The following is a 25,617-nucleotide window of genomic DNA, read 5'->3' on the forward strand; positions in this document are numbered from 1 at the left end:
ATAATATAATTGAAAAGTCGATAATAAAACCCTTTTACCTTCCCCCGCGATTTAAATCATATGACCTTCACTATCAAAATGGACTTTTCATAACTGAATTGATGAAGTATCCCTATCAAAAGTCCAGATGAATGACAAAAAAGCCCCCATTCATGAACTGGAGGCCATCTATCATTACTTCTTCTTAATCGGAACCCACACCTCACAACGATAATTTTCGTCATTCGGATTTCCCGGCGGGTATAATTCAAACTCGGGTCCACCTGCATGTTCATACCCTGTTGAAGGGAACCATTCAGAGAAGATTCGCTTCCACACGCTTTGGATCGCATGTGGCATCGCCCCGACTGATTCAAAGACAGCCCACGTGGCAGCGGGGATCTCTTTAACCTCTAGTGTATGATCATTATCAGTCTTCTTCCCAGCCCCGATAAAATACGTGAATTCTTCATTTGGATGGTCAAACTCCATACAAATCCCGAGCATCTCGTTGTTTCCAGCTGCTTCACAAATCTTCCTATCTAAATCAGACGTATTCACCTCATCCCAAAAGGCAGGAATGTCTTTCAAATTTTCACCGTTACACGTTGAAACTCGTTTTCCTTTTCCAATCACTTGAAATGCTTCTTTTTCAATGATCTTATAATCCATTTCGACTTCCCCTTTGAGTTGGATTTGGAATGAGATGCGTGGAAATGCTTTTAAGGGAGTGCCTGATTCCCTGACTTGAGATGGGGATACTCCGTGCGCCTTCCGAAAGGCTTTCGAGAAGGATTCCGGGGTCTCATACCCGTACTTGAGTGCAACATCAATGACTTTGGCATTCGTATTAGTCAGTTCCTGAGCCGCTAATGTAAGTCTCCTCTTCCTGATGTAATCGGCTACGGTAAAACCCGTCACAAGTGAAAACAGCCTCTGAAAGTGAAATTTTGAACTGAGTGACAACCTGGCCAGTTCATCCATCTCGATCTCCCCATCAAGATTGTCCTCGATATACTGGATGCAATCATTCATCCTATGAAGCATTTCCATTGCTTTTCTCCTCCCTGCTATCTCAATGTACCATTTGGATGGTAAGTCCTCCTGTCATTCTGTGCTTTTGTGTGACCGGTACTTTGTACTAATATGATTTGCCTGTTAAATTTCCTGCAATTTTCAACAGTTAAATCTAGTCGTTTATTCGCAATGTTAAATCCACCATTAAAATCAACGGATGAAAATCAAATAAAATCCACTTATTACACCAATACTACCAATCAAAGACGATTTCAATACGCCAAGACTCTACTTCTACAATCTTCCACCTATCTCCTTCTTTCATTCCACTACAATATTGACACGAAACCAAAAGGTGTTATATTATAAATGCAACCTATTGGTGTTATTTTAATCAAAGAAAGCAGGCGACATTCATGAAAACAAATCAATTAGAAGATATTAAACAAACCGTTCGATTCAACGCTCCCATCCAAAAGGTATGGGACACGGTTTCCACCTTCAGAGGGAATTTCCTCTTGGTTCATGCCAAATGATTTCGAACCGGAAGTCGGTCACGAATTTCATATTCAATCTCCTTTTGGACCTTCTCCTTGCAAGGTACTGGAAGTGGACCCTCCCCATAAACTGTCCTTCTCTTGGGATACGGATGGCTGGTTCGTTACCTTTCTCTTAAAAGAGGTAGGAGATCAAACAGAATTTACGCTTATCCATGGTGGCTGGAAGCATGATGATGCGGTTGTTTCCAAAGCTCATGAAAAAAGCTCTGTCATTCGTGAAAGAATGGAGAACGGCTGGGTAGGCATTGTGGACCAAAGACTCCGGAAGGTTGTGGAAGGATAAGTGGCTGCTGTTAAACATGATGTATTCCAGGCGATCGCAGACCCGACTCGCCGAGAGGTGCTGCGTCTACTTTCCGAAAAAGAGATGCCCATCTCAGCACTGACCTCTCAATTCCCCATGAGCCGGACCGCCATTGCGAAGCATCTCACCATTCTTTCCGAAGCTGAATTGGTAAAGGGTGAAAAGGTGGGCAGGGAAAAAATCTATCGTCTGCAACCTGAGCCTCTAGCTGAGTTAAAAGACTGGCTCTCTTATTACGAACAGTTCTGGACCAATAAACTGTCCAAGCTGAAACATATAGTGGAAGATAGGGACGATGCTACTCCATTGAAAATAGTGGATGAGGAAAAGGATTGATGATGAGGGACGGACCTTTACAAGGTCCGTCCCTCCTTCATTGCTGATAGCTGGATCACGTCAAACTGCAGAATGGTCATTTTCCCTACGAAACTTTTTTTACCATTCAATCGTATATCCTACTAACAATCAAAATAAGGGAGTGTGAACTGGATGGAAGACGTGATGAGTAAAGTGGAACAATATAAGGATATCTATTCTCAGTTAAAGAAGCGTTTACGCTGGAAGGTATCGGATTCCCGTTCCTTGATGATGGTTGCTTCATTGTATGCGACGAATCAACGCACTTTTGATATCGACCGTTTTGTAGAGGTCAGTGATTATATTAAAGAGGAAGTCGGTGCATTTTCAACGCTGAAGCATGAAATCCGCTTTTCCTTTGCGGCTATGCTTGATACACGTTTTGAGGATTATCAGCCTAAATTCCATGAATTCCTTTCTTCATATGAATCATTAATCGAAGCAGGATTTTCAAGGGGAACGTTCACCTATCTCGCAGCCATGACGATGATTTCTGATGGAGGTAGCAGAAAGGACCTTGCCCAACATGGGATGAAAGTTTATAAAAAAATGAGGGAGAAGCATTTCTTTTTAACCGGGCATAGTGATTATCCCTTTGCCTTGTTGCTCTCTCAGAGGGATGAAAATCACGAAGCGTTGATTGATACAATTGAAGGATTCTATAACCAGTTGAATCAATCAGGTTTCAGAAAAGGAAATGACCTTCAAAGCATGAGTCACATCCTCTCCCTTCACCCTGAGTGGTCTCAAGAGGAACTGGTTCATCTCTGCACCCGCTTGTTTGACACATTCAAACAAGAAGGCATAAAGACGAAAGCCATATTCTATCCACAAATCTCCCTCCTTTCATTTGTGGGTGCGGACTCTTCCTTGGTGAACCAAGTGAAGAAAGTTTGGGAAGAGCTTAACTCTGAAAAGCTCTTCAAATGGCATAAAGACATAAACCTGATGATGGCAGTGAACTTTTTGATTAGCGATAAGATCGAGAACAACTCTCTGATGCAAGTGAGTTTGTCAACGGCCATCGAAACCCTCATCCAGGCACAGCAGGCAACGATGATCGCCACCGTTTCGGCTGTATCGGTGACAACTGCTGGCGGGGATTCATGATGATAAACGGAGGGACGGACCTTTGGAATCAAGGTCCGTCCCTCCCCTTTTTATTTCACTTTGATCACAATCTTCCCTTTTGCATGATGCGTTTCGCTTAATGCGTGGGCGTCTTTCAGTCCTTGTTCACTAAGCTGGAAGGTCTCACCGATCACGGGTTTTAACTGCCCCGATTCGTAGAGTTCGGCAAGCTTTGCAAGCTGTTCTCCCTTGGGATCAAGCCACAGGAATTCAGCTTTCACACCATACTTTGCCGCTTCCTCTTCGGATGGGGGCTGCGCAATGGAAACGAGTTTCCCGTTTTTCTTGAGTACCTTATAACTGTTTGATTGGACTTCCCCACCCATGGAATCCAGCACCAGGTCGAAATCCTTCAGCACTTCACTGAAATCTTCTTCTTTATAATTGATGAACTGATCGGCTCCCAATGACTTCACGAACTCTTCATTTTTCCCACTTGCCGTCGTCGCAACGTGGGCTCCGAAGCCTTTCGCAATCTGAATCGCGAAATTCCCGACTCCACCGGATCCCGCATGGATGAGCACCTTGTCCCCTTCTCTGATTCCACCGAAATCCACCAGGCACTGCCAAGCCGTCAAACCGGCAAGGGGAATGGCAGCTGCTTCTTCAAAGCTCATGCTGTCCGGCATTTTGGCGAGTAGCTCATCGTCCACTGCCACATACTCTGCATATGTGCCTTCCCTTGTTGTCGCTGGTCTCGCAAATACTCTGTCACCCACTTCAAACCCTTCAACATTTTTACCTTTTTCGGCAATCACCCCTGCTGCATCCCATCCCAGGATGATGGGAAACTCAAAGTCGAGCATATCCTTTAAATATCCTGCCCGCACCTTCCAATCGATCGGGTTGATGGATGTCGCATGATTTTCCAGTAAGATTTGATTGTCTCCGATCACTGGCTGATCGATGTCCTTCTCCTGTAATACCTCTTTGTCTCCGTATTGGTTAATGATGATGGCTTTCATATGGACGCCTCCTTGAAATCTTCATATGGTTTATGTTCCCTCAGAGAGATACGATTTAAACACCCTTTCTAGTCAGGCTCATGGGAAGTGAAGGTCCGTCCCTCATCACTTTAGTGTAGAATAGAGTTAACCAAGTAATATGTTGATTGGGAGAGGATTGTGTATGAAGCTGCTTGTTTCAGATGAGGTGGATCGTGCGATTGAATTATTTTCAGAATCTGGGGTGGATGCTCTGGAGGTTGTGAATCATGAGGGTGAGATTGTCGGAATTCTTACGCTTGATGATATAAATACGATTTTTCAAGACGGTCATCTCGGGGAATCGATTGGGGAAATTCTAAAGAAAATAATGTTCCAGCATTCTCCTCCAAAGATAAGGTTGAAGAGAAATCAATATAGTGAGCTACTTGAAAGTCCTGTTTTCAATGATATAATCAATTCCCTTTATGATGGGGTCTTCATTACAGATGGATATGGTATTACGGTCAAGGTAAACAAATCCTATGAAAGAATAGCGGACCTCAAATCCGAGCAACTTATCGGTTATCATATGGAAGAGCTCATTAAGGCTGGATATATATCCAAGTCTGCCTCCATGCAGGTCTTGAAAGAGAAAAGACCGATTACATTGATGCAGTCCATTCACAATGGAAGAAAAATCATCGTGTCCGGTACTCCGATTTTCAATGATGACGATGAAATCTTATACGTTGTAAACAGTGTTCGTGATATCACCGAACTGTTAAAATTAAAACTGCAAATTGATGAGCTGCAAGAACTAAAGAACCTTCGCCAAAGTTCGAATGCTACGTTTTCTAATGAAGCAGAGAAGTCATCCATCTATTCCAGTGAAAGGATGAAGAAGGTTTTCACCACCATTAACCGAGTAGCCAAAACCGATGTAAAAGTCCTCTTGCAGGGGGAAACCGGTGTTGGGAAAACGATGATTGCAAAATACATACACGAGCATTCGAATCGTTCGACCAGCAGTTTTCTTGAGCTTAACTGCGGAGCCTTCCCTCCAAGTTTAATAGAGGCAGAATTATTCGGCTATGAATCAGGTGCTTTCACCGGTGCTTTATCTAAAGGGAAAAAAGGATTGCTGGAAGTCGCGGATAATGGCACGTTATTCCTTGATGAAATCGGTGATCTTCCTTTGGAGCTTCAAGTAAAACTATTAAAGGTCATTGAAGATCAAGCATTCATTCCCATTGGTTCTTCAAAACTCAAACAAATTAATGTTCGCATCATCGCTGCTTCTCATAAAAACATTAAGAACTTAGTGGAAATAGGGGAATTTCGCGAAGACTTATATTACCGTTTAAACGTCGTTCCAGTTCAAATCCCTTCCCTGCGTCAGCGTCGCGAAGAAATCATTCCCCTTTCTCAACACTTTTTACAAAGCTTCAATGATGAATATGGATCAAGCAAAGTGATGAGCATTGAGGCACTGGATTGTTTACATGAATACGATTGGCCTGGTAATATTCGAGAATTAAAAAATTTGATTGAGCGCTTAGTCGTTATCACTCCATTAGAAACAATCGAACGTGAAGATCTTCCACCTGAATTAAGTGAATCCATTAAGAAACCAGACGCATTTTATGATGGTGAAATTCTACCTTTAAAAGAGGCCGTGGATCGAGTAGAGAAACAATTGATCACCAATGCAATAAGAAAATATAAAACAACGAGAAAAGCAGCAGAAGTCCTCGAAGTCAGTCAATCCACGATCGTACAAAAAATGAAGAAATGGGAGCTTTGATTACTTTTCGAATCAAAGCTCTCTTTTTTGATTATATTTATAATCGGATTTGACTATTTTCCGACAGCCTCACAAACCGCTCCCTCTCTATTCATACTTTTCAGAAAGTTGGCATAAAACTTGCATTACTGTTTATAGAAGAATCGAAAGGAGATACTTTTCATGACAATCTCAACTTTTAAAATTGCTAACAAATTGGTGACTGGAAAAGGATCCACAGAAGTTTTACCGGATGAAATCAAGCGCCTCCAAATTCAAAACCCACTAATCGTCACAGATGAAGTCCTACAAAAGGTCGGGGTGGTTGATCAAATCCTCCCATTTTTGAAAGGGCTTACTTACGGAATATTCACAGGCGTTAAACCTGACCCTGAGCTCTCTATTGTGGAAGATTGCACGAAAGTTTTCATAGAAGGCAATCATGATGGCTTGATTGCTATCGGCGGTGGAAGTGCAATCGATATCGCAAAAAGTGTTTCTGTTTACGCAGGTTTTGATGGCAGCCTGTCAGAACTGATCGGTACAGACCTTGTTCCACATAAAGGCGCACCTATCATTACTCTACCGACCACTGCCGGAACAGGTTCAGAAGTAACAAATATATCGATCCTTTCTGACACAGAAGCTCAGCTCAAAAAAGGAATCGTGAGTGACTACTTGCTTCCTGATGTGGCGATTGTGGCACCGGAAATGACGCTGACTATGCCGCCTTCAGTCACTGCAGCAAGCGGAGTGGATGCATTGGTTCATGCCATTGAAGCATATATCTCGGTTCACGCTTCACCCATAACAGATGCTTTGGCCATTTATGCGATACGAATGATTTCAGAGAATCTGCCAAAAGCGTACGCCAACCCTAACCATTTGGAAGCCCGTGAAAAAATGGCGACTGCAAGCTTAATGGCCGGTATGGCTTTTGGTAATGCCGGTGTCGGTGCCGTTCACGCACTCGCCTATCCTTTAGGCGGCCGCTATCATATCCCTCATGGGGTCAGTAATGCTCTCCTGCTTCCATATGTCATGGAATGGAATAAAATTGCCTGTATGGAGCGCTTTCGGGACATTGCGACAGCACTGGGCGAAGACGTACGCTCCTTATCGGAAGCAGAAGCAGCAGATAAAGCCGTGCTTTCCATGAAGCGATTATGCACCACAGTCAATATTCCGACTGGATTACGCTCCTTTGACATTCCGGAAACGGCACTTTCTGATATGGCTGAAGATGCAAGCAAGATCGAAAGACTATTAAACAATAACCCACGTCAGTTAAACAAAAGTGAAATTGAACAAATCTATCAATCTGCCTATTAATAAAAAGGATTTCAGTTCATTGTTATCAAATTAAGAAAAGGGGTAAATAGGATGTGGAGAAATCGAAAAGATGGTGAGGAATCACCATATATTCCAATGGGACCTTTTAAATTAAGACTCCCGTTTATTCATTACAAATTTGAATGGCCGGATTATGTTCAAGGTTTGCTAATGTGTGCTGTTGATTTAGCTGCGATTCCATTAATGATTGAACTTCTAGGCATGCCTTTTGAAGTTGCATTAGCCGTTGTACTGTTGAATGGAATTCTTTATTTAACTCATCACTTACTCGGCGACCCCGTCGTTCCCGGATGGATCACTCCAGCGATTCCTTTAATCATGGCTTATGTATCAGCATTTCCAGAAGGAGCGGAACGTGTGCACGCACTGGTCGCGTTCCAGCTTACACTCGGCTTACTTTCCATCCTGCTAGGGGTGACAGGATTAGCGAAAAAAGTCGTTACATTCGTTCCCCCTGCGATTAAATCGGGGGTAATCTTAGGAGCAGGATTTGCAGCAATCATTTCTGTCTTCCAGGTTGGCGGGCGTTTCGAAAGCTTTCCATGGACCATTTCCATCGCAGTAGGGATTGCCTTTTATATTATATTCTCTCAACATTTCAATCAACTGAAAGCCAAAAGTGCACTATGGGGACTTATTGGAAAACTGGGAATCTTTCCGATTATTATTCTCGCTGTCATCATCGCACCTCTCTTTGGAGAAGCACCGTGGCCAACGATTGAATGGGGGCTCATTAATCCTGACTTCGGTACACTTTGGAGTGAATACACCATCTTTGGGCTCGGTTTCCCTCCGGCAATGTTATTTCTAACAGCCTTGCCTACTGTATTAGCCGCTTATATCGTCTTATTCGGAGACGTTTTACAAAGTAAGGCGCTAATCGATGAAGCGGACGATGTGCGCCGTGATGAAAAGATCGATTACAATCCGAATCGTGCCCATATGGTCTTCGGTGGACGCAACACCATTATGAGTATACTTGGTCCTGATGTCACAATGGCAGGTCCACTATGGGCAGCCATGCAGGTTGTCGTAATTGAACGGTTTAAAGAAGGTAAAAAAGCTATGCATTCAATATTTGGGGGTTCCGGGTCCTTCAGATGGGGTACAAATACTGGACTCTTACTTCTCCCTATTGTAAGTTTAGTACAACCAATTCTAGGTATCGCCCTCGCCTTAACTTTACTGATCCAAGGTTATGTAAGCGTTCGCGTAGGGATATTGGAATCCCGAGGTCACCGTGACCTTGGCATTGCCGGAGTTATAGGGGCGGTACTTGCCACCAAAGGTGCTACATGGGCCTTTGCAGTCGGAATATTATTATGTCTGTTGATTTACGGCAAAAAATTCTTCACCGGTGAGAATGATGGAATTTTCACAAAAGATCTGGAAAGTAAAGATGCAAGAAAAATCTCATAATAGATTATTAGGAGGATGACCATGCAACATCACAATATGATCATTAATGGAGAACAAACCGGACCGGACCTAGAAAAGAAGGACGTAACCAATCCTGCCACATCGGAAGTGATTGCCACTATCCCCAATGGAGGAAGAAATGAGGCATCAAAAGCGGTCGATGCAGCACACGATGCCTTCAAGGAATGGTCACAATACTCGGCATATGAGCGGAGTGAACTCATCCGTAAATGGTACGACCTGATCGACGAAAACAAAGAGGACCTTGCCCGTACCATGACCATGGAGCAAGGGAAACCGTTAAAAGAAGCACTTGGTGAAATCCAATACGCCAACGGCTTCATCTCCTGGTACGCTGAAGAAGGAAAGCGCGTCTACGGAGAACAAATCCCTGCGACTCAGCGGAATAAACGACTATTCGTCCATAAACAGCCTGTCGGCGTAGTAGCCGTCATCACACCATGGAATTTCCCTGCGGCCATGATCACCCGTAAGGTTGCACCGGCACTTGCCACCGGTTGTACCGTCGTAATCAAACCGGCAAACCAAACCCCTTTGACCGCATTAAAGATGGCGCAACTGGCTGAAGAAGCCGGCATCCCCAAGGGGGTCATCAATGTGGTGACCGGGGATTCGAAATCCATCGGGGAAGCGTGGATGGAAGATACACGTGTACGAAAGCTGACATTCACCGGATCAACGGAAGTAGGGAAGGTCCTCATGAAGGGCTCAGCCGACACCGTCAAGAAAATATCCCTGGAGCTGGGAGGTCACGCTCCTGTCATCGTAATGGCTGATTCTGATTTAGACAAAGCCGTCGATGGCGTCATTGCCTCGAAATTCCGGAATGCCGGTCAAACATGTGTCTGCTCCAACCGTGTCTATGTTCATGAATCCATCGTGGATTCGTTCACGGAAAAGCTCGTTGAAAAAGTGAAGGATTTAAAAGTCGGAAATGGCCTTGAAGAAGGTGTCGATATCGGCCCATTGATTGATGAAAGTGCCATCGAGAAAGTCCGGAAACACGTGGAAGATGCTGTAGACAAAGGCGCTTCTGTTGCCTTTGGCGGAAAAGGAATAAGCGGGTTATATTTTGAACCCACTGTCCTTACGAACGTCAATGATGACATGCTCTGTATGAAAGACGAAACATTCGGTCCAGTCGCTCCTATCACGACATTCAAAACGGAAGAAGAAGCAATCGGGCGGGCCAATGATTCCATCTACGGCCTTGCTGCCTATGTATTCACAGAGAATATCACGAAGGGTATCCGGATCAGTGAGCAACTGGAGTATGGAATCGTCGGATTGAACGACGGCATGCCATCCACCCCGCAAGCTCCATTCGGCGGTTTCAAGCAAAGTGGCCTTGGCCGTGAAGGTGGACATCATGGGATCGAGGAGTATCTGGAAGTGAAGTATATTTCCCTCGGGTTATAGAAGAAAGAAGGTCGTGGGCCCACGACCTTCTTTTATTTGGACTTACTTGGATCACTAGAAATTCACTTTTAACCTCACTAGATCCTGAATGCTCCCATCTTTTGCACTTCGGCTGTATACCCAGAGTTCACCGGAGCTCGCAGTCGGGGCACGGTCAAAAGGAATGCCAGTACTGAAGAATCCGTAAGCAGGGGCTCCTTCATTTGTCATGGCGAATCGCTCATTCGTTACGATCACACCATTATTGTCTCTTAGCTGGTAATTCACGACCGCTTCAAAGACCCTCGCATATCCTTCCACTCTTTGGCCACTGCTTATCGTTGTACTTGGAAGAGGTTTTGTCACAAAGATATTTCTTGAGGTAGGAATAGGGATAATCAAGTGGTAATCGGGCCAGATGACATCCCGTTGGAAACCTGGTCTCCCTGCATTGGCCTCTTCTATAGCTGAAACGGATACACCAAATCTTCTGGAAATAGCAAATAAAGTATCCCCGCTCACAATTCTATAAGCGAAGGCAGGGACCATTAGCGGCTGACCGACATAAATACGATCAGGGTCATCGATATTGTTCACTCCCGCGATAAGATCCACGAAACTATTATAAGCATTTGCAATTCCTGTAAGCGTATCTCCACTCGCGACGATATATCTCATAATCGGATTATTGGTTGAAGTCGGAATGACCAACACATCACCAGGAAAAATCAGCCCCCGATCTGTAACTGGGGGAAACAAATAATTTGCTCTTTCAATTGCGGCAATGGTACTGCCAAATTGGTTTGCAATCGAATAAAGCGTGTCTCCTTGTTTAATAGAATAGATAATCCCTCTTGTTGTAATAATCGGCATCTTAACACCTCCTTTCCATACAAAATATGGTAGAGAGGTGCATAAGTGAACGGCTCTTATACTAAGCATTCTATTATTTACTAGTTTCTGAAGAATTTTTACGAGTTTATGGCAGTAAGCACCAACGTATCTATTGACGTTACAGCGTACCGTTGGCATTGCTGACTAACATTACTTTTTATAAATCTCACCAGATGACATCCAATCCATAAATCTCTGATAAGGATAATAAGTGGATCCCTTCAACTCAACCTTTGGAGCGTCCGGAAATTTTTGTAGCAATTCGGCTACTTCCTCTTTCGTAAGACCTACATGAAGATGCAAATCTTTTTCTTTTATCAACGTGGGATACTCTGAGAAGCTTGCCTTGGGGTTACCAAAGTTCTTTAACCCGTCTCCTATAAGATATCCCATGGCCGAAAGCCCCACTGCTATCCAGAAAAAACTTATATCCATTTTACAAATCCCCTTTTCTATTAAATCTATACTTTACATACGGGTGAACTTGATAAAAGTTCCAACTAATACAAATTTTATATATTTAAATAGTCTTACAAGTCTAGAAAAATAGAAATTGATATTATATTAGGAAAATTCATTGACTGCGCTTACTTCCTGTGCTAGATTGTGTTTATTAATGAAATTCCATGACGAGAAAATTTGACTCGTCCCTGGTCAGGGGCGGGTTTTTTTATGTGAAATAATCAGAATAATCGATAGAAGCTATCATGGGTTGGCTAGGCATTAGGAGGGGTTTCGTTGAGAAAAAAAGATGTGCTGGTTTCAGGATTTATGCTTTTCTCACTGTTTTTCGGTGCTGGGAATTTAATATTTCCACCTTATCTAGGGATGGAATCAGGCAGTTACTTTGTTGCAGCTATTGCCGGGTTTATTTTAACGGCGGTGTTTTTACCTTTTTTAACGATCATTTCAGTATCACTTTCTACTGACGGATTATTATCGATCGGTCAACGTGTCCACCCCGTTTTCGGACTTGTGTTTGCCATCGTGATTTATATGTCGATTGGAGCACTTTATGGTATTCCAAGGGCATCGAATGTTGCGTATGAATTGGGCTTTATGCAAATGATCAGTGTAGAAGGACGATTACCTTTATTCTTATTCTCCCTCGTCTTTTTTGGATTGACCTATTTACTCAGCATCAATCCCAAGAAAGTAATCGATCTTGTCGGTCAGTTTTTAACGCCTGTTTTGCTCGTTGTTTTAGCGATACTATGTGTGCGGGCCTTTATTACCTTTGAGTATACGGAAGCTCAAGCGGGTGAAAAGTTCCAGTCCGATCCGTTTCTTAAAGGGTTTCTGGAAGGATACTTCACTATGGATGCTGTAGCGGCCCTTGCATTTGGGATTGTGATTATCAATGGGTTGAAAGATAAAGGCGCATCCGACAAAGCGGAGGTGATCCGTGGGACAATCAGTGCCGGGGTGATTGCGGCCATCGGTTTGGTGATGGTGTACCTTTCACTCGGATGGATCGGACGGGTGGTTCCACATGACGAGCCACTTCAAAATGGAGCAGAAATATTGGTTCTGGCGTCACAGCAATTATTTGGATACAGCGGCAACGTATTGTTTGGCTTGATTGTAATGATCGCTTGCTTAACGACCTGTATTGGTCTCATTAATGCATGCGGACGTTTTTTCAACGAAATTTTCCCGAAATATTCATATAAGACTTATGTATTGATTTTCATCCTGATTGGTATGATCGTTACGAATCTTGGACTGAATTTGATTTTGAAAGTGGCTACACCGTTACTGGTTTTTATTTATCCTGTAGCAATTGTGCTTGTGGTCCTCTCTCTCTTCCAGCATTTCTTTGGAGAAAGTAAGAGAATGTATGTGTATGGGGTCGGGGCCGCAACACTATTTGCCTTTTACGAAATGCTAATGACACTAAATATTCAAATGGAAGGTATTCACGCAATCCTGGGCTTCCTTCCCCTGAGTGAAAATGGCCTGGGCTGGACCTCCCCTACCCTGGTGGCTGTCGCCATCGGGTACTTCCTCGACCGGATGCAGAAGAAAATCATGTTGTGAGGGACGGACCTCTAAAATTTTTAAACCCTTACATAGAGTGGCTTACCTTTTTCCAGAGGTCCGTCCCTCTAAAAAAAGCAGCAAGGCGATGTGTTTTCTATTACACATCGTCTTGCTGCTTTTTATTCTTGACCTTTTCCACATGATGGGGAGCCTTGTTCTAGGAAGTTTTATGTGTTGATTTTTGGTAGACTTTCAGGGATCCTCCGCTGAGTCCATATGCTTCTGTTGTGTGGGTCCACCCGTATTTTTCATAATAACCTTCCAAATCTGTTGTCAGATAGATATTTTTATATCCTTTATCACGGGCTTTTTGTAACGCATGCTGGAGTAAACGTGAACCTAGTTCTTTTCCCCTTTGATCTGGATCGACATATAGGCAGGCAAGCCATGGGTACAAGTCTTGACGGCTATTCAGGTCATTACGTAGAAGAGCATACGTCCCTATTATTTTCCCATCCTGCAACGCGATATAGAATCGCGGTAAGTCCTCCCCGGTCCGACATGAATGAAACATGCAATCCTGGTAGAATGCGTAATTGTCTTCACTCCCCCACTGTCCCCAGAAAGCTTTGACCGCTTCATCAAATAAGCTTGTATCCTTTTTCAATTCCATAATCTCCATTGAGTATTTCCTCTCTGTACTGATATAGAAGCAACCTTATTTGATTCTTCATATAAGAGAGAAAACCTTTATTTTTATTCGAGATTGAATTGTGATTCATGCAAAGAAGACACGCTCTGAACTTGAGCGTGCCTTCTTACTTTTATGGTAAATCAATAAGCCCCATCGGAATAAGTCAATTCATAGCTATGGGAGTAAATCTCAAAAATATTCCCGAATGGATCTTCTACATATACCATGCGATAAGGCTTTTCACCGGGATAATATTCACGGATCGGCATCCGCTGTTTACCGCCATGCTGTTTGATTTTTTCAACCATGCCTTCTACATCAGGGTCCTGTATACAGAAATGGAATAGTCCTGTTTTCCAATACTCGAAGTTATTCTCAGGCTTTTCGTTCTGAGGGAACTCGAACAGCTCCACCCCGATTTTATCACCCGTTGCCAGGTGGGCAATTCTGAATTTCTCCCAATCATTCCCGAATACATCACGGCACATCTGCCCGATTGCCGTGTCATCATTTTCCACATCTGAAGGTTCCATGATGACATACCAGCCGAACACCTCTTGGTAAAATTTAATTGCCTCTTCCAGGTTGGGGACGGATAGTCCAATATGAGAAAAAGATCTTGGATATGGTAACATCGTAATGACTCCTCCTTCGTTTTTATTAGTTTCATCTAACACGACTTCATTATACGGAGATGAGCGGATAAATGTAAGAATGCACTTTTTTGTGAGAAACTAACCTTTAGGTAAGAAAGGAGTGGTTAAGATATGGATACACCCATCGATCGACACGGAAAACTAAAGTGTTCCATCGAGTACACATTGAGGAAAATCGGAGGAAAATGGAAGACCGTCATCCTCTGGCACCTCGGAACGGAGGGTACTCACCGCTACAATGAACTGAGACGTCTCCTTCCTGGCGTCGCCCACAAAGTACTGAGCCAGCAGCTGAAAGAACTCGAAGAAGAAGGATTCATCAACCGCACCCAATACCACACCATCCCACCTAAAGTCGAATACACCATGACCGAACTCGGCATGACCCTCATGCCCATCCTCCAGCAGATGCATGAGTGGGGTAATGAGCATGGGGAGTTTTAAAGAGAGAAGATTAGAGGGACGGACCTCCAAACGGGAATCTTATGTAAAGTAGAAATCCGAGTTGGAGGTCCGTCCCTCATCTGCTTATATCAGGTCAATTAAAAAGAGTACGCTGAAGATCGTTAGGACGATGCCTGCTGCTCGATTGATTATTTTTAGTGAGTCAGGTCCGATCCTGCTGCTTATCCAACCACCCACGAAGGCAAGTATCCCCCACCATAGTGCCGATCCAGAAAACACTCCCCCTACCACAGTCAAACAGGTCAGGAAATCCTCAGGACCTGCCACTCGAAACACTCCGAAGATCGCGATAAATGCAAGAATGGTCATTGGATTCGTGAGCGTCAATAAGAAAACGGACAAAAATCCCTTCACCGAAGAAGGAGTGTCCGGTCCCCCTTCGTTCAATGCAGCCGGTTGGGAGGTGAATGTCTTCCACCCCATTAGCAGTAGGAACACCCCTCCCCATACTTGAATCCAGAACTGATGAGCCATGAGGAAGCCTGAAACGACCGTGAGCCCCAGAACGGCAATCAACCCGTATAAGGCATCTGCCGTGGCAGCTCCCAACCCTGATAAGAAACCTGTCCTCCTCCCATATGCCAGTGTCCTTTGAATGCATAAGATGCCCACAGGTCCGACAGGTGCAGCAATGCCCACGCCTATAATCACGCTCTTGAAAAACAATAATGCAGCAGTCATTGTTCCCTCTCCTTAGTTTGAGAAAACATCTCTGATTATAGCAACGAGAAGAACTTTCAGTACGAGAGTCCATCACGATTGTCGTCCTTGTCCGGATGAAAGGGCAATCACAATGAGGGACGGACCTCCCACAAAGCCCTCAATGAAATTCAAGAGAACCATTTGGAGGTCCGTCCCTCTCACTTTCTATTGTAGCCATCCTGTCAGGAATTCTTTTTGGCTGCCTTCGTAGTATTCTTCGAAGAACTGTGCAAAGGTGTCTGTGTCAACATGTTTGTATTGATATTCTTTGTAATAAGCCGATAGGAAGTTCAACGCTTCCGTTCTTCCTCCATTATTCTCGAAGAAATCATTCAATAGGTTCGGCCCTTTTCCGTACACAGTTGAAATATAATTCCGTTGAAATTCATCGAGCGGTGTATTTAAAAACTTTTCCGGCTTCTCCGTGTTCAACACTTGGTTGGAGAAGGCAAACGCCTTTCCCTCGTCCTTATATGCATATGCGAGATAATAGGCGGATAGTAACTCTGCGAAACTTTCATCGAGCCATGCATCCCGATAAGGATTGTTCGCCACTCCCTGGTAGAACCATTGATGGGCGATTTCATGGAACAATGGATGTTCATAACCGTCAGGGTCACCCGATATTTCTACAATATTGGAGTATTCCATGTCTCCATTATTTGCAATGAGATCCAATTCACCGGTCGGATTCTCGCCGATGTTATCATGGTAAAAAAGGAAAGAATCTGCTGCTTTTTTGAGCACATCATCCATAATGAAATCTTGTTCTTTTTTCATAAAAGCACGGATCGCCACGTTTCGGTACATCCCGACTTTTACTTTCTTCGTTTTTTGTTCCCATTCATCAGGGTTCAGGAATGCGAGATAGAAATCCCGGATGCTGCCACCTTCGATTTCCCCTTTATTCATCGGTTTCTCCAACCCATCTTCCCCGGAGCTAGCCACCAAATATTCCCCTGGGGTTTCAAATGAAACATGATAATTCCCATAGGTTGTATCATATGATTCCCCTTTAGGATCAAAGGGTTCAATTTCCCAACCATCTTGATATGTCGCAAGCATCGGATACCACTGGGCAAGAAAGAAGTCTTCCCCTTTCTGCGATAGCCTTAGTCCATCTTCCGGAAGTTTCAGGCTGTAGTCGATGCTGATTGACTTTGTTTCACCAGGCTTCAGCTTTTCATCAAGATCGACAAGGAGCTGATTTCCATCCAAGGAGTACTGAAGATCCTTTCCGGTACTGTTGATCGAGTGAATACTCGTTTCCGCATGATCTTTCAGGAAATCGGGTTTGCTTTTTCCCGTAAATGCATTCGGGATGAAATAAAAACCAATATTTTCAAAAGCTTTTTCTGAATGATTGGTCACTCTGATGTCAGTCTCCACAGTCCATTTTTTCTCCCTATCCATTTTTAGCTTCATCGTGTAATCCCCTGTTGCACCCGGGGAAACACCGGTTTCCTTCAATGTATAAGGCTCTCTGTTTTTTCTCAAGTCTTCACTCGTAAGATCGGCCACTACATCCTTGAAATGATCAGGGATCCTTCCGCTTATCAGAAAGCGCTCATACTTATCGGGCACTTCGAACGTTAACAAAGCCGTCACTCTTCCTGGAAACTTCAATCTTCCCCCACGGTAATTGAGTGCATCCACAATGTCCGTTTTCATTGGATAATACTTCTTTTCCTTTTCATCCAATAGGAAATAGGCACCTGGTTTGAATGAGAGGCTGTTTGAATTGGGATCACTATACTTAATGTCCCAGGTGACGGGTATCGTGATGAGCTGATGCTTCTTTTTTGCCTTTAATTCCCGTGGCGTTTTACTAGGTGACTCAATAAGGATCGTTTGTTGATCAAGATCCAGTTTTTCACCAAGCTCTGCCTGCTTCCCGGCAAGTTCTTTTGCTTTTAAAAATGCGAGGGGGGCATCCTTCTGTGGCTCAGTCTCCTCTTTCTTTTCCGGGGCAAATACCGACGTTGTCTTCCCTTCCGTTCCTTGTTCTTTCACGGGGGATGCCACGTTGGCGGTTTCAACTTTCTGCACCTCGGGAATTCCCTTCCCCACTAGGGTCATGACACCGAGGAGGATGACGACAGCTGCCGCTGAAAGAATGTATTTAAATTGTTTTTCCACTTTCTTATCATTGCTGTATCCTCCATTCAGTCCCTGACACGGAGGAGTATTGGCAGCCTTTCCCGCAGGCAGGACGGCTGCTATGATCCCGGTGACGACCGGAATTGAAAGGGCGGCCCCATAGATCCACCAAAGGGTGAAAGGAAAGTTTCCATAAACCTTCCAGACTAGTGTAAAGGCAAAAAGCAGGCCGACGACACCGGCTAGTGCCCCTGAAAATATCCCTTCCAAAATGACAAGCATCCGGACGGTACCATTTTTCCAGCCAAGGGCTTTAAACACCGATATTTCGGGCTGTCTTTCAGCAACATTCTGCCAGATGATTTCAGCCGTAGTCAGGATGGCAATCGAGAGAGCGATCCCCATTGCCACATAATGCATCGTACTTACTTCCATGGCCACGTACTCCCCTAACCAGGTGGTATACATGACTCCTTTCAATCGAAAAGTGATGAATAAGTAAAAGACAAGAAGGCCCGTCGGCAGGCCCATGGAAACGACGGATAAAAAGGTCCGTTTCCACCTGGACACCATTGAATTGATGGCCATTCCAACCACTGATTCAGACCTTGCCACCCGTTTGTGATGAAGGGAGATTTCCCCTGATCGCATTGCTTCGTATGGTCTGATTTTTTTTACAAGATAGGCGGGAATAAGTGCACCCGCGGTATAAATGGTCAGTCCGATCAATCCGATGACGGCGACTCGAATATAGGAGGTTTCCAGTTCGCTTGCCACTGAAAACCATGCCAGTATGAGCCAGCTGATAAGAGATACGACCATACCCAGCAATAGTGCTTCAAGGAGAAGGAGCCTTGAAAGCTGATTCGGACGCCAGCCCAATGAAAGCAAAACGGCAAACTCTTTTTTCCGTGCATACATCATGATGAGATTCGATGAAAACACATACACGATCGCCACGAGGATGACGCTCCCCACCACTCCTGATACCCCAAGCTTTGCTTCTTTGAAAATCGTGATGGAGGAACCGATCTTAATCCATGGCTGTTCGATCCAGCCAAAACCCTTTTCCCCCTGAATGCCCGGGATATGTGTCAAAGCAGGCTGCGGGGAGGACCCTAACGTGACATCCACGATCAAACCTGTTTCCTCTTCGATTTCTTTTGCCACTTTTTGAAGGGCGGCTTCACTTTCTTCATTGAAGGTGTCGACCCCCTTCACGTTGACACGTACGGCTGAGATGGGTTTATCCCCGAGAACATGAGCTGCCGCATCCAGTGTCGTCAACATCAAAGGAGGCTTCGTCAGGAAACCATAAGGATTGTTAACAGGCCTCATCGTGACGGGTGGATTGACGGGATCCCCCTTCTCATCTAATACCCAGCTGGCTTTCGAAGGAAAGTACGTTTCGACGGGCAGTTCCGTCAAGGGATCTTTCGAAATGTTCAGCTTCTGGGCATCAAAGATCCCGATGTAGTCCAGTCGAAGCCGCGGCCAGCTTGAGCTATCCTCTCCGAACGTCTCGACCGGCCTGTACGCCTGATCGACTGTTAGAAGAGAATCCTCCGGTAAGCTGTATGGTTCCACTTCGTAACTGAATGCCCATCTTTCCCTAAATGGGCTCGTCACCGGCTTGTATTCCACCGGAGACGGCTTTAGGACCATCCAGCTCATACCTCCCAAACCTGATTCGAAACTTGGGTTCATGACGGCATTGACGATTTTTTTGTGCGCTTCCCCTGTCGTGAAACTCCTTTCTTCCACGACACTCCCTGTTTGCTCCTCTAAATATTTCTCCCCGCCATTTTTCTTTACTTTTTCCATCGTTGCATCCTGATTGTCGGGATCAAATGGCATATCGAGTTTTTCCACTGTATAGCGGATTTTCCCATCAACGAATTCACGGTTGCTTAAAATGACCGGTATAGACGTATCAGTCAAGCTATCTCCAATAGGTATGTCCATGACTTCATCATTCTCTGAAAAATACCGGCTCCCTTTTCCAGCAACCATAGCATTGTCGAGTCCGACAAGCTTCGCTTCCTGTTCGGGATCGATCCCTGCAACGAGGACCTGTGTACCGTAGGATAATTCACCTAGTGACTCACCAACCCCATATGCCGGGTCCATCGAATACTGTCCGCCCCCGACTGTAAAATAATAGTTCCCGTCGTTGACCTCCGCTTTCGCCCCGGTCTGAACCGTTTCTATTTGCTTCAACCGGTAAATACCCGGCTCTGTTATGTTTACCTCTCCCATTTGAACGTCGTTGAATACATACCCCAACATAGAGATGGGCGCTGCAATATTTACATCGTCCATTCCCTTGATCACTTCGTATTGTTCAAGAGTGATGCCTCCGTCGAGCCCACTCAAATAGTTCGGTTCCAATAGATTCATATCTTCCGTGACACTTCTTGAGTCAGGCGGCCTCACAACCATGTGATAGGAAGATTTCCATCTTTTCTGCAACTCATTCACAATTGTTCCATTATTCGTCTGGGTCATCCCGACGAGATAACTCAGTCCGACACTTAAAAGAAGGACTCCTATGATCAACAGAATGAACCGCTGCTTGTTACGCCACCACGTATTCCATATAAAGCGGATCACAGGGCTCCCACCATCCGATCAGATATAACCCTGCCATCCTTCATCTCAATGATTCGGTCGGCTTTCAGAGCAAGTTCAGCGTCATGTGTGACAAAGATGACACCACAGCCTTTTTCCTTATTGAGTGACTTAATGATTTGAAAGATAATATCCCCTGTTTCCGTATCCAGGTTGCCTGTCGGTTCATCGGCCAACAGCCACTTAGGTTCGTGTACCAATGCCCGCGCAATCGCGACCCTCTGCTGCTGTCCTCCAGACAGTTGTGAAGGAAGGGAATGCAGCTTATCACCAAGCCCTACGGATTCCAGTAATTCTCTCGCCCGCTGTTTTTTATCATACGGAACTTTCCTTGAGAAAAGAGGTGCCATCACATTTTCCATTGCTGTCATCGTAGGGATCAAATGGAATTGTTGAAAGATGAAACCGATGTTCTCAAACCTGAAATCCGCCATCTCCCTCTGACTGAATTCAGTGACATCCTTTGACTCAAATAAGATATTTCCTCCTGTCGGACGGTCCAACGTCCCGATCACACTCAATAGCGTTGACTTTCCAGAACCTGATGACCCTACCACTGAGACAAATTCCCCTTGTTGAAACTCTGCCGTTACATTCAATAAAGCGTTCGTCTCCACACCTTCACCTATATATATCTTAGATACCCCATCAACCTTGACCCCAATAACCATCCAAAAGCCCCCATGTTTTTGAATTTTTTAACAATTATAACAGAAATAGTACAAATGCATGACAAATATTTGAAGACATATAAGGGACGGACCTTTTTTGTTTGGATGAAGGGGCTATAAATATGGATGAGTATTCCTAGATTTCTAATCGTTGCTTCTTCCCCCATCCCCATTTATCCTGAGAATAGAAGGAGGGTTTACGATGTCTATCATTTTGAAAAGAATCTATGATGAACCTCCCCGATTAGGAGGTCACCGAATCTTGATCGACCGTGTCTGGCCCCGTGGAATATCAAAAGAGGATGCCGATCTGGACGCTTGGATGAAGGAGATTACGCCAAGTCCGTCTCTGAGAAAATGGTTCAATCATGATCCCGAAAAGTTCGAGGAGTTTAAACAAGCCTACAAAGATGAAATCAAGCAAGACGATAAAAAACAAAGTAAGTTGCAAGAACTAAAAGAAATGGCGACAAATGAACGCTTAGTCCTTCTCTACGGTGCAAAAGATGAGCGTCATAATCATGCCGTTGTTTTAAAAGAGATGTTAGAGGATTTTTAATCTGTGAGGGACAATCTTTGAGGGACGGACCTCTACACGTTTAAAACACCATTTAAATGGCTATTTGAACGTTTAGAGGTCCGTCCCTCACTGCATCCTAAATCTGTTTATAGTAAATGATCGTTGCTTCTAATTCCCCGAAAGGTGACGCTGCGTAGTCAGGAATCCGTCCACCCTGAAGAAATCCGAGGGAAGTATATAAGTGATTTGAGGATGCTCCCTCTACCGTATCAAGTACAAGCAAGGTCCGTCCCTCCTCTTTCGCTCTTTCTTCCGCCTTTTGCATGAGCCTGCGGGCAATCCCCTTTTGACGGAATTGAGGGTGTACCATCATCTTAGCGATTTCCGCTCTATTTTTCCCGTTCTGCTTCGCACATAGATGGATTTGTACCGTTCCTACAATTTGATTTTCCATTTTTGATACTAATAGAATGATGGTTTGATCGAGTGCATTTTGCCAGTAGTCCATCGCTGTTGATCGGTCAAGCGGTGATAAGAAACCAATCGACGCCCCATCATCCACTACACTTATTAAAAGCTCGGAAAGTTCACCTAAATGACTTTCAATCATTGTCAGTTCTTCAATTGCTTGATTCATAACCAACATTATCACCTCACGAATGTACATAGTTACACTTCTATATTTCATTAAAAAATCCAACTGCTGCAACCGGATTGTCAGGTTATGTGACAAACTTTTCTCAGCAGCATAGCCTTCAGATAATATAATCAAATTATAACGAGAATCCCATCTTAAATCTAACTTATTTTGGAAAATATGTACTTTTGTTATATTATATATAGAACAATTCTGTTATACTAAACATATAACAAATAGGAGGTGAAACCTTGTTTATCCAAATTGAACCTCAATCAGACGTACCGATCTATGCTCAAGTGAGAAATGGCATTATGGAGGGGATTGTTCGTGGCGAGTTATTGCCTGGCGACGTGCTTCCATCCGTCCGTGCCCTTGCCGCTGACCTCGGTGTGAATATGCATACGGTGAATAAAAGCTATCATGAATTGGAGAGCAAGGGTGTGATTCGGATTGTTCCTAAGTCAGGGGCTGTTATTTGTCCACCTTCTGTGGATGGGATTGCTTCTTCAAGAATTGATCAGATTTCAGGTGAACTGCGACCGATTTTGGTGGAATCCATTGTGTTGGGAATGACAGAAGGTGATATTCAAACGTTAGTAAAATCGATTATTTCAAACGTTAAGGGGGAATAAGTTTATGGAAATGACACTTTTAATTGTCACGGTCGGGTTTCTAATGGTGATGCAAATGGCCATTCCTTTTATCGTTAAACGGACGGTGGTCTTCGGTGTAACGATCCCTGTTGACGAAATACGAAACGGGCAATTACTCCGATACAAAAAAATCTATGCTGTATCAACATTTCTCATTTCAATTCTGATAGTATCTCTATATTTTGCATGGGCAACGAGCAATACACCTACAGATCATCACCTCATCTTTGCAGGGCTAATTCTTCCATTCTTGATCCTTTTCATATCCTTATCACTGTATTTTTATTTTCATGTAAAAGTAACAGGGCTTAAACAGCGGGAACAGTGGTTCAAAGATCGCAAGCAGGTAAAGGTCTCAGAATTGAACATTCGTACGAAAGATGAAATGCTTCCTTGGATAATGTTTACGATTCCAATAATCATTACTGTTGGATTGATTGTGTTTACATTAGTGAACTACAGTTCTTTCCCTGATCAGATTCCTGTACACTGGGGCCCCGATGGACAACCGGATTCATTCACACCAAAAAGCTACTTATCTGTCCTGACATTGCCTTTTGTACTGTTAACAATGAGTTTCATGTTTCTGGGGATCAATGAATTAACAAGAAACTCCGGTATTAAGTTGAGTGCCGGGAATGTGAAAGCATCCCGAATCCGGCAATTGCGTTTGCGAAAATACACAAGCTGGCTATTGTTTTTCATCTCCATTCTCATATCCATGCTGTTCACATTCTTACAGTTTACCACTCTCTATGAAAACAGTGTCAGCGATTTAGTGATCATCATCATGCCGCTTGCCTTCTCAGCCCTCGTTTTGATAGGGACGGTCCTGCTGGCTGTCAAAGTAGGCAAAAAAGATTCGGACTTTGACATGGAAGTGATCGATGAAGCTTCCGGTGAAACGATTAACGCGGATGATGACCAATACTGGAAGGGCGGACTCATCTACTTCAACCCAAACGATCCCTCCATCTTCGTTGAAAAACGCTTCGGAGTCGGCTGGACCCTGAACTTCGCCCGGCCTCTGGGCTACATCATCTTAATCGGCCCCCTGCTGGTCATACTGATTATTACACTAATTTAATAGTTTTGAGGGACGGACCTCCTAACAGATAGCGATGGCGTAGTATCAACGTTCTTCGCGATTAGAGGTCCGTCCCTCTTACTGATTTCTCCTTCTACTAAAAAAGGCTCAATCTCTGGAAATTCGACATTTTTTATGGACAGATTGTTCGGAATACTATATAAATAGTAGATGGAAACCCGATAAGAAAACGTTTACAACATGAGGTGACAAGGAGGATTCTATGTTAGATGTGCTAGACAAGATTAATTCATTTCTATGGGGGACACCAAGTTTAGTACTGTTATTTGGGACAGGCCTTTTCTTGACGTTTATGCTAAAAGGTCTGCAATTCCGAAAGCTATTATATGCATTTAAACTTGCTTTTACAAAAGAAGAACCATCTTCTTCTGCCGACAAATCAGAAGGGGATATCAGTAACTTCAAAACGTTGATGACGGCTTTGTCAGCAACAATTGGAAACGGAAACATTGCCGGGGTTGCAACGGCATTGACGATCGGCGGACCCGGGGCGATCTTCTGGATGTGGGTTGTCGGCCTTCTCGGAATGGCCACAAAATACGCAGAAGCCCTGCTTGCCATGAAATACCGTGTAAAAAACAAAAACGGCGAATACTCCGGCGGGCCGATGTATTATGTAGAAAAGGGTCTCGGCAGTAAGTGGAAATGGCTTGCTGTTGCCTTCGCTTTATTCGGTGCATTCGCGGCCCTTGGAATCGGAAACAGCGTTCAGTCCAATACGATTGCTGATGTCATGACATCAAGCTTTCAAATTAACAATCTCGTAACGGGAATCGTGTTAGCAGTCCTGACAGGTTTGATCATCTTTGGAGGGATTCAACGGATCAGTACAGTCGCCTCTTTCTTTGTACCGATCATGGCATTCCTTTACATCGGTGGTTCAATGATCATTATCGTACTGAATTATGACATGATCATTCCGGCATTTGAAATGATTTTCTACTATGCGTTCAATCCTGTAGCTGCCGCTGGAGGTTTCACTGGAATCATTATCAGTGAAGCGATCCGCAGCGGGGTTTCACGTGGGATTTTCTCCAATGAGGCCGGACTTGGTACGGCTGCCCTGATTGCAGGTAATGCGAAAACCGATCACCCGGTTAAACAGGCCCTTGTCGCCATGACGGGTACGTTCATTGTAACAATCGTTGTTTGTACGATGACGGGTCTTGTCCTCTTGATCACAGGCTTCTGGGATCCGACAGGCGGAGCGATATCAGGTGTCGAGCATGCGCCAAGTCTTGACGGCGGGGCACTGACGAGTGCGGCATTTGGGCACGCCCTTGGTACTGTCGGGGAATACATCGTATCGTTCTCCGTCATCTTCTTCGGATTCTCGACGATCGTCGGATGGTATATGTACGGAGAGAAATGCTTTGAGTATTTGACGAATTATCGTTTCGCAAACTCATACAGACTCATTTACATTTTAGCAACCGGACTTGGTGCCGTTGCAAACCTGGAGCTCGTATGGGCATTTGCTGATATGTCTAACGCGTTGATGATGATACCGAACCTGATTGCCCTTATTTTACTTTATAAGGTCATCGTTCGTGAAACGAATCATTACTTCAATGAGTACTTGCCTATGATGCAAGCACAACCAAGGAAGAAAGCCAGTTAAAAAGGAACCCGGCGTGATGATCACGCCGGGT

At 44.2% G+C, this 25,617-nt stretch carries 22 protein-coding genes and 1 pseudogene; 13 read left to right on the plus strand and 10 right to left on the minus strand.

The window, feature by feature from the left end:
• Window positions 1-174: 174 nt before the first annotated feature.
• On the minus strand, window positions 175-1,032 hold the full coding sequence (locus tag TV75_RS16120) for an AraC family transcriptional regulator (protein WP_044339820.1): 858 nt from the start codon (window positions 1,030-1,032) through the stop codon (window positions 175-177).
• 380 nt (window positions 1,033-1,412) lie between these two features.
• Here TV75_RS16120 and TV75_RS16125 point away from each other — a divergent pair.
• The 3 genes and pseudogenes from TV75_RS16125 (at window position 1,413) to TV75_RS16135 (ending at window position 3,327) form a co-directional block, all read left to right on the plus strand.
• Window positions 1,413-1,839 (plus strand): annotated as a pseudogene (locus TV75_RS16125) (SRPBCC family protein).
• The gene (locus tag TV75_RS16130; RefSeq protein WP_044339821.1) at window positions 1,840-2,196 is read left to right on the plus strand and encodes an ArsR/SmtB family transcription factor; all 357 of its coding nucleotides are present in this window, start codon (window positions 1,840-1,842) and stop codon (window positions 2,194-2,196) included.
• Window positions 2,197-2,349: 153 nt separating this feature from the next.
• A complete protein-coding gene (locus TV75_RS16135; protein ID WP_044339822.1) occupies window positions 2,350-3,327 on the plus strand; it encodes a DUF4003 family protein in 978 nt (325 codons plus the stop codon).
• Window positions 3,328-3,377: 50 nt separating this feature from the next.
• Here the strand turns inward: TV75_RS16135 and TV75_RS16140 are convergent, their stop codons facing one another.
• Window positions 3,378-4,313, minus strand: coding sequence for an NADP-dependent oxidoreductase (locus tag TV75_RS16140; RefSeq protein ID WP_044339823.1), 936 nt, complete (start codon window positions 4,311-4,313; stop codon window positions 3,378-3,380).
• Between the two features lie 163 nt (window positions 4,314-4,476).
• Here TV75_RS16140 and TV75_RS16145 point away from each other — a divergent pair, with 163 nt between their 5' ends.
• The 4 genes from TV75_RS16145 (at window position 4,477) to TV75_RS16160 (ending at window position 10,269) form a co-directional block, all read left to right on the plus strand.
• Window positions 4,477-6,078, plus strand: coding sequence for a sigma 54-interacting transcriptional regulator (locus TV75_RS16145; protein WP_044339824.1), 1,602 nt, complete (start codon window positions 4,477-4,479; stop codon window positions 6,076-6,078).
• Window positions 6,079-6,240: 162 nt separating this feature from the next.
• Window positions 6,241-7,389, plus strand: a complete 1,149-nt coding sequence (locus tag TV75_RS16150) for an iron-containing alcohol dehydrogenase (RefSeq protein ID WP_044339825.1) — start codon at window positions 6,241-6,243, stop codon at window positions 7,387-7,389.
• A gap of 51 nt (window positions 7,390-7,440) precedes the next feature.
• Window positions 7,441-8,829 carry a hypothetical protein gene (locus tag TV75_RS16155; RefSeq protein ID WP_044339826.1) on the plus strand — a complete coding sequence of 463 codons (1,389 nt, stop codon included), beginning with the start codon at window positions 7,441-7,443 and terminating at the stop codon, window positions 8,827-8,829.
• Window positions 8,830-8,850: 21 nt separating this feature from the next.
• The gene (locus tag TV75_RS16160; protein WP_044339827.1) at window positions 8,851-10,269 is read left to right on the plus strand and encodes an NAD-dependent succinate-semialdehyde dehydrogenase; all 1,419 of its coding nucleotides are present in this window, start codon (window positions 8,851-8,853) and stop codon (window positions 10,267-10,269) included.
• A 54-nt stretch (window positions 10,270-10,323) separates the two neighbouring features.
• Here the strand turns inward: TV75_RS16160 and TV75_RS16165 are convergent, their stop codons facing one another.
• Both TV75_RS16165 and TV75_RS16170 read right to left on the minus strand, forming a co-directional pair.
• The gene (locus TV75_RS16165; protein ID WP_044339828.1) at window positions 10,324-11,121 is read right to left on the minus strand and encodes a Gmad2 immunoglobulin-like domain-containing protein; all 798 of its coding nucleotides are present in this window, start codon (window positions 11,119-11,121) and stop codon (window positions 10,324-10,326) included.
• 171 nt (window positions 11,122-11,292) lie between these two features.
• Window positions 11,293-11,577 (minus strand): hypothetical protein, encoded by a 285-nt coding sequence (locus tag TV75_RS16170; RefSeq protein ID WP_044339829.1) that lies wholly within the window; start codon window positions 11,575-11,577, stop codon window positions 11,293-11,295.
• 303 nt (window positions 11,578-11,880) lie between these two features.
• Here TV75_RS16170 and brnQ point away from each other — a divergent pair, with 303 nt between their 5' ends.
• Window positions 11,881-13,182 (plus strand): branched-chain amino acid transport system II carrier protein, encoded by a 1,302-nt coding sequence (gene brnQ / locus TV75_RS16175; protein ID WP_044339830.1) that lies wholly within the window; start codon window positions 11,881-11,883, stop codon window positions 13,180-13,182.
• 160 nt (window positions 13,183-13,342) lie between these two features.
• Here the strand turns inward: brnQ and TV75_RS16180 are convergent, their stop codons facing one another.
• Both TV75_RS16180 and TV75_RS16185 read right to left on the minus strand, forming a co-directional pair.
• Window positions 13,343-13,807 (minus strand): GNAT family N-acetyltransferase, encoded by a 465-nt coding sequence (locus tag TV75_RS16180; protein ID WP_044339831.1) that lies wholly within the window; start codon window positions 13,805-13,807, stop codon window positions 13,343-13,345.
• A gap of 152 nt (window positions 13,808-13,959) precedes the next feature.
• Entirely contained in the window at window positions 13,960-14,454 is a 495-nt protein-coding gene (locus TV75_RS16185) for a lactoylglutathione lyase family protein (protein ID WP_044339832.1), read from the minus strand.
• 132 nt (window positions 14,455-14,586) lie between these two features.
• Between TV75_RS16185 and TV75_RS16190 the strand changes: the two genes are divergently transcribed.
• A complete protein-coding gene (locus TV75_RS16190) occupies window positions 14,587-14,919 on the plus strand; it encodes a winged helix-turn-helix transcriptional regulator (RefSeq protein WP_044339833.1) in 333 nt (110 codons plus the stop codon).
• A gap of 84 nt (window positions 14,920-15,003) precedes the next feature.
• Here the strand turns inward: TV75_RS16190 and TV75_RS16195 are convergent, their stop codons facing one another.
• The 3 genes from TV75_RS16195 to TV75_RS16210 all read right to left on the minus strand — a co-directional run bounded on the left by TV75_RS16195 (window position 15,004) and on the right by TV75_RS16210 (window position 21,044).
• A complete protein-coding gene (locus TV75_RS16195; RefSeq protein ID WP_044339834.1) occupies window positions 15,004-15,621 on the minus strand; it encodes a LysE family translocator in 618 nt (205 codons plus the stop codon).
• Window positions 15,622-15,807: 186 nt separating this feature from the next.
• Entirely contained in the window at window positions 15,808-20,355 is a 4,548-nt protein-coding gene (locus TV75_RS16205; protein WP_052504588.1) for an FtsX-like permease family protein, read from the minus strand.
• Complete coding sequence (locus tag TV75_RS16210; RefSeq protein WP_044339835.1) at window positions 20,352-21,044, minus strand: ABC transporter ATP-binding protein; 693 nt, start codon at window positions 21,042-21,044, stop codon at window positions 20,352-20,354. Before TV75_RS16210 ends, TV75_RS16205 begins: the two co-directional genes overlap by 4 nt.
• A gap of 202 nt (window positions 21,045-21,246) precedes the next feature.
• On the opposite strand from TV75_RS16210, the gene TV75_RS16215 reads away from it, so the two are divergent.
• Window positions 21,247-21,603: a DUF488 domain-containing protein gene (locus tag TV75_RS16215; protein ID WP_044339836.1), complete on the plus strand. Its 357-nt coding sequence runs from the start codon at window positions 21,247-21,249 to the stop codon at window positions 21,601-21,603.
• A 97-nt stretch (window positions 21,604-21,700) separates the two neighbouring features.
• Here the strand turns inward: TV75_RS16215 and TV75_RS16220 are convergent, their stop codons facing one another.
• The gene (locus TV75_RS16220; RefSeq protein WP_437176717.1) at window positions 21,701-22,201 is read right to left on the minus strand and encodes a GNAT family N-acetyltransferase; all 501 of its coding nucleotides are present in this window, start codon (window positions 22,199-22,201) and stop codon (window positions 21,701-21,703) included.
• 251 nt (window positions 22,202-22,452) lie between these two features.
• Here TV75_RS16220 and TV75_RS16225 point away from each other — a divergent pair, with 251 nt between their 5' ends.
• The 3 genes from TV75_RS16225 to TV75_RS16235 all read left to right on the plus strand — a co-directional run bounded on the left by TV75_RS16225 (window position 22,453) and on the right by TV75_RS16235 (window position 25,586).
• Window positions 22,453-22,836 (plus strand): GntR family transcriptional regulator, encoded by a 384-nt coding sequence (locus TV75_RS16225; protein WP_044339837.1) that lies wholly within the window; start codon window positions 22,453-22,455, stop codon window positions 22,834-22,836.
• A 4-nt stretch (window positions 22,837-22,840) separates the two neighbouring features.
• Window positions 22,841-23,944 (plus strand): DUF1648 domain-containing protein, encoded by a 1,104-nt coding sequence (locus TV75_RS16230; RefSeq protein ID WP_044339838.1) that lies wholly within the window; start codon window positions 22,841-22,843, stop codon window positions 23,942-23,944.
• Window positions 23,945-24,167: 223 nt separating this feature from the next.
• The gene (locus TV75_RS16235; RefSeq protein WP_044339839.1) at window positions 24,168-25,586 is read left to right on the plus strand and encodes an alanine/glycine:cation symporter family protein; all 1,419 of its coding nucleotides are present in this window, start codon (window positions 24,168-24,170) and stop codon (window positions 25,584-25,586) included.
• The last annotated feature ends 31 nt before the right edge of the window (window positions 25,587-25,617 follow it).

Origin of the sequence: Rossellomorea aquimaris, assembly GCF_000935355.1 — a bacterium.
GTDB classification, from domain to species: Bacteria; Bacillota; Bacilli; order Bacillales; family Bacillaceae_B; genus Rossellomorea; species Rossellomorea aquimaris_B.

Coding starts and splice junctions, on each gene's coding strand:
- TV75_RS16155 (WP_044339826.1), top strand. CDS start 7,441: ATGTGGAGAAATCGAAAAGATGGTGAGGAATCACCATATATTCCAATG.
- TV75_RS16210 (WP_044339835.1), bottom strand. CDS start 21,044: ATGGTTATTGGGGTCAAGGTTGATGGGGTATCTAAGATATATATAGGT.
- TV75_RS16170 (WP_044339829.1), bottom strand. CDS start 11,577: ATGGATATAAGTTTTTTCTGGATAGCAGTGGGGCTTTCGGCCATGGGA.
- TV75_RS16165 (WP_044339828.1), bottom strand. CDS start 11,121: ATGCCGATTATTACAACAAGAGGGATTATCTATTCTATTAAACAAGGA.
- TV75_RS16150 (WP_044339825.1), top strand. CDS start 6,241: ATGACAATCTCAACTTTTAAAATTGCTAACAAATTGGTGACTGGAAAA.
- TV75_RS16185 (WP_044339832.1), bottom strand. CDS start 14,454: ATGTTACCATATCCAAGATCTTTTTCTCATATTGGACTATCCGTCCCC.
- TV75_RS16180 (WP_044339831.1), bottom strand. CDS start 13,807: ATGGAGATTATGGAATTGAAAAAGGATACAAGCTTATTTGATGAAGCG.
- TV75_RS16160 (WP_044339827.1), top strand. CDS start 8,851: ATGCAACATCACAATATGATCATTAATGGAGAACAAACCGGACCGGAC.
- TV75_RS16215 (WP_044339836.1), top strand. CDS start 21,247: ATGTCTATCATTTTGAAAAGAATCTATGATGAACCTCCCCGATTAGGA.
- TV75_RS16235 (WP_044339839.1), top strand. CDS start 24,168: ATGTTAGATGTGCTAGACAAGATTAATTCATTTCTATGGGGGACACCA.
- TV75_RS16230 (WP_044339838.1), top strand. CDS start 22,841: ATGGAAATGACACTTTTAATTGTCACGGTCGGGTTTCTAATGGTGATG.
- TV75_RS16140 (WP_044339823.1), bottom strand. CDS start 4,313: ATGAAAGCCATCATCATTAACCAATACGGAGACAAAGAGGTATTACAG.
- TV75_RS16220 (WP_437176717.1), bottom strand. CDS start 22,201: ATGAATCAAGCAATTGAAGAACTGACAATGATTGAAAGTCATTTAGGT.
- TV75_RS16195 (WP_044339834.1), bottom strand. CDS start 15,621: ATGACTGCTGCATTATTGTTTTTCAAGAGCGTGATTATAGGCGTGGGC.
- TV75_RS16145 (WP_044339824.1), top strand. CDS start 4,477: ATGAAGCTGCTTGTTTCAGATGAGGTGGATCGTGCGATTGAATTATTT.
- TV75_RS16120 (WP_044339820.1), bottom strand. CDS start 1,032: ATGGAAATGCTTCATAGGATGAATGATTGCATCCAGTATATCGAGGAC.
- TV75_RS16190 (WP_044339833.1), top strand. CDS start 14,587: ATGGATACACCCATCGATCGACACGGAAAACTAAAGTGTTCCATCGAG.
- TV75_RS16135 (WP_044339822.1), top strand. CDS start 2,350: ATGGAAGACGTGATGAGTAAAGTGGAACAATATAAGGATATCTATTCT.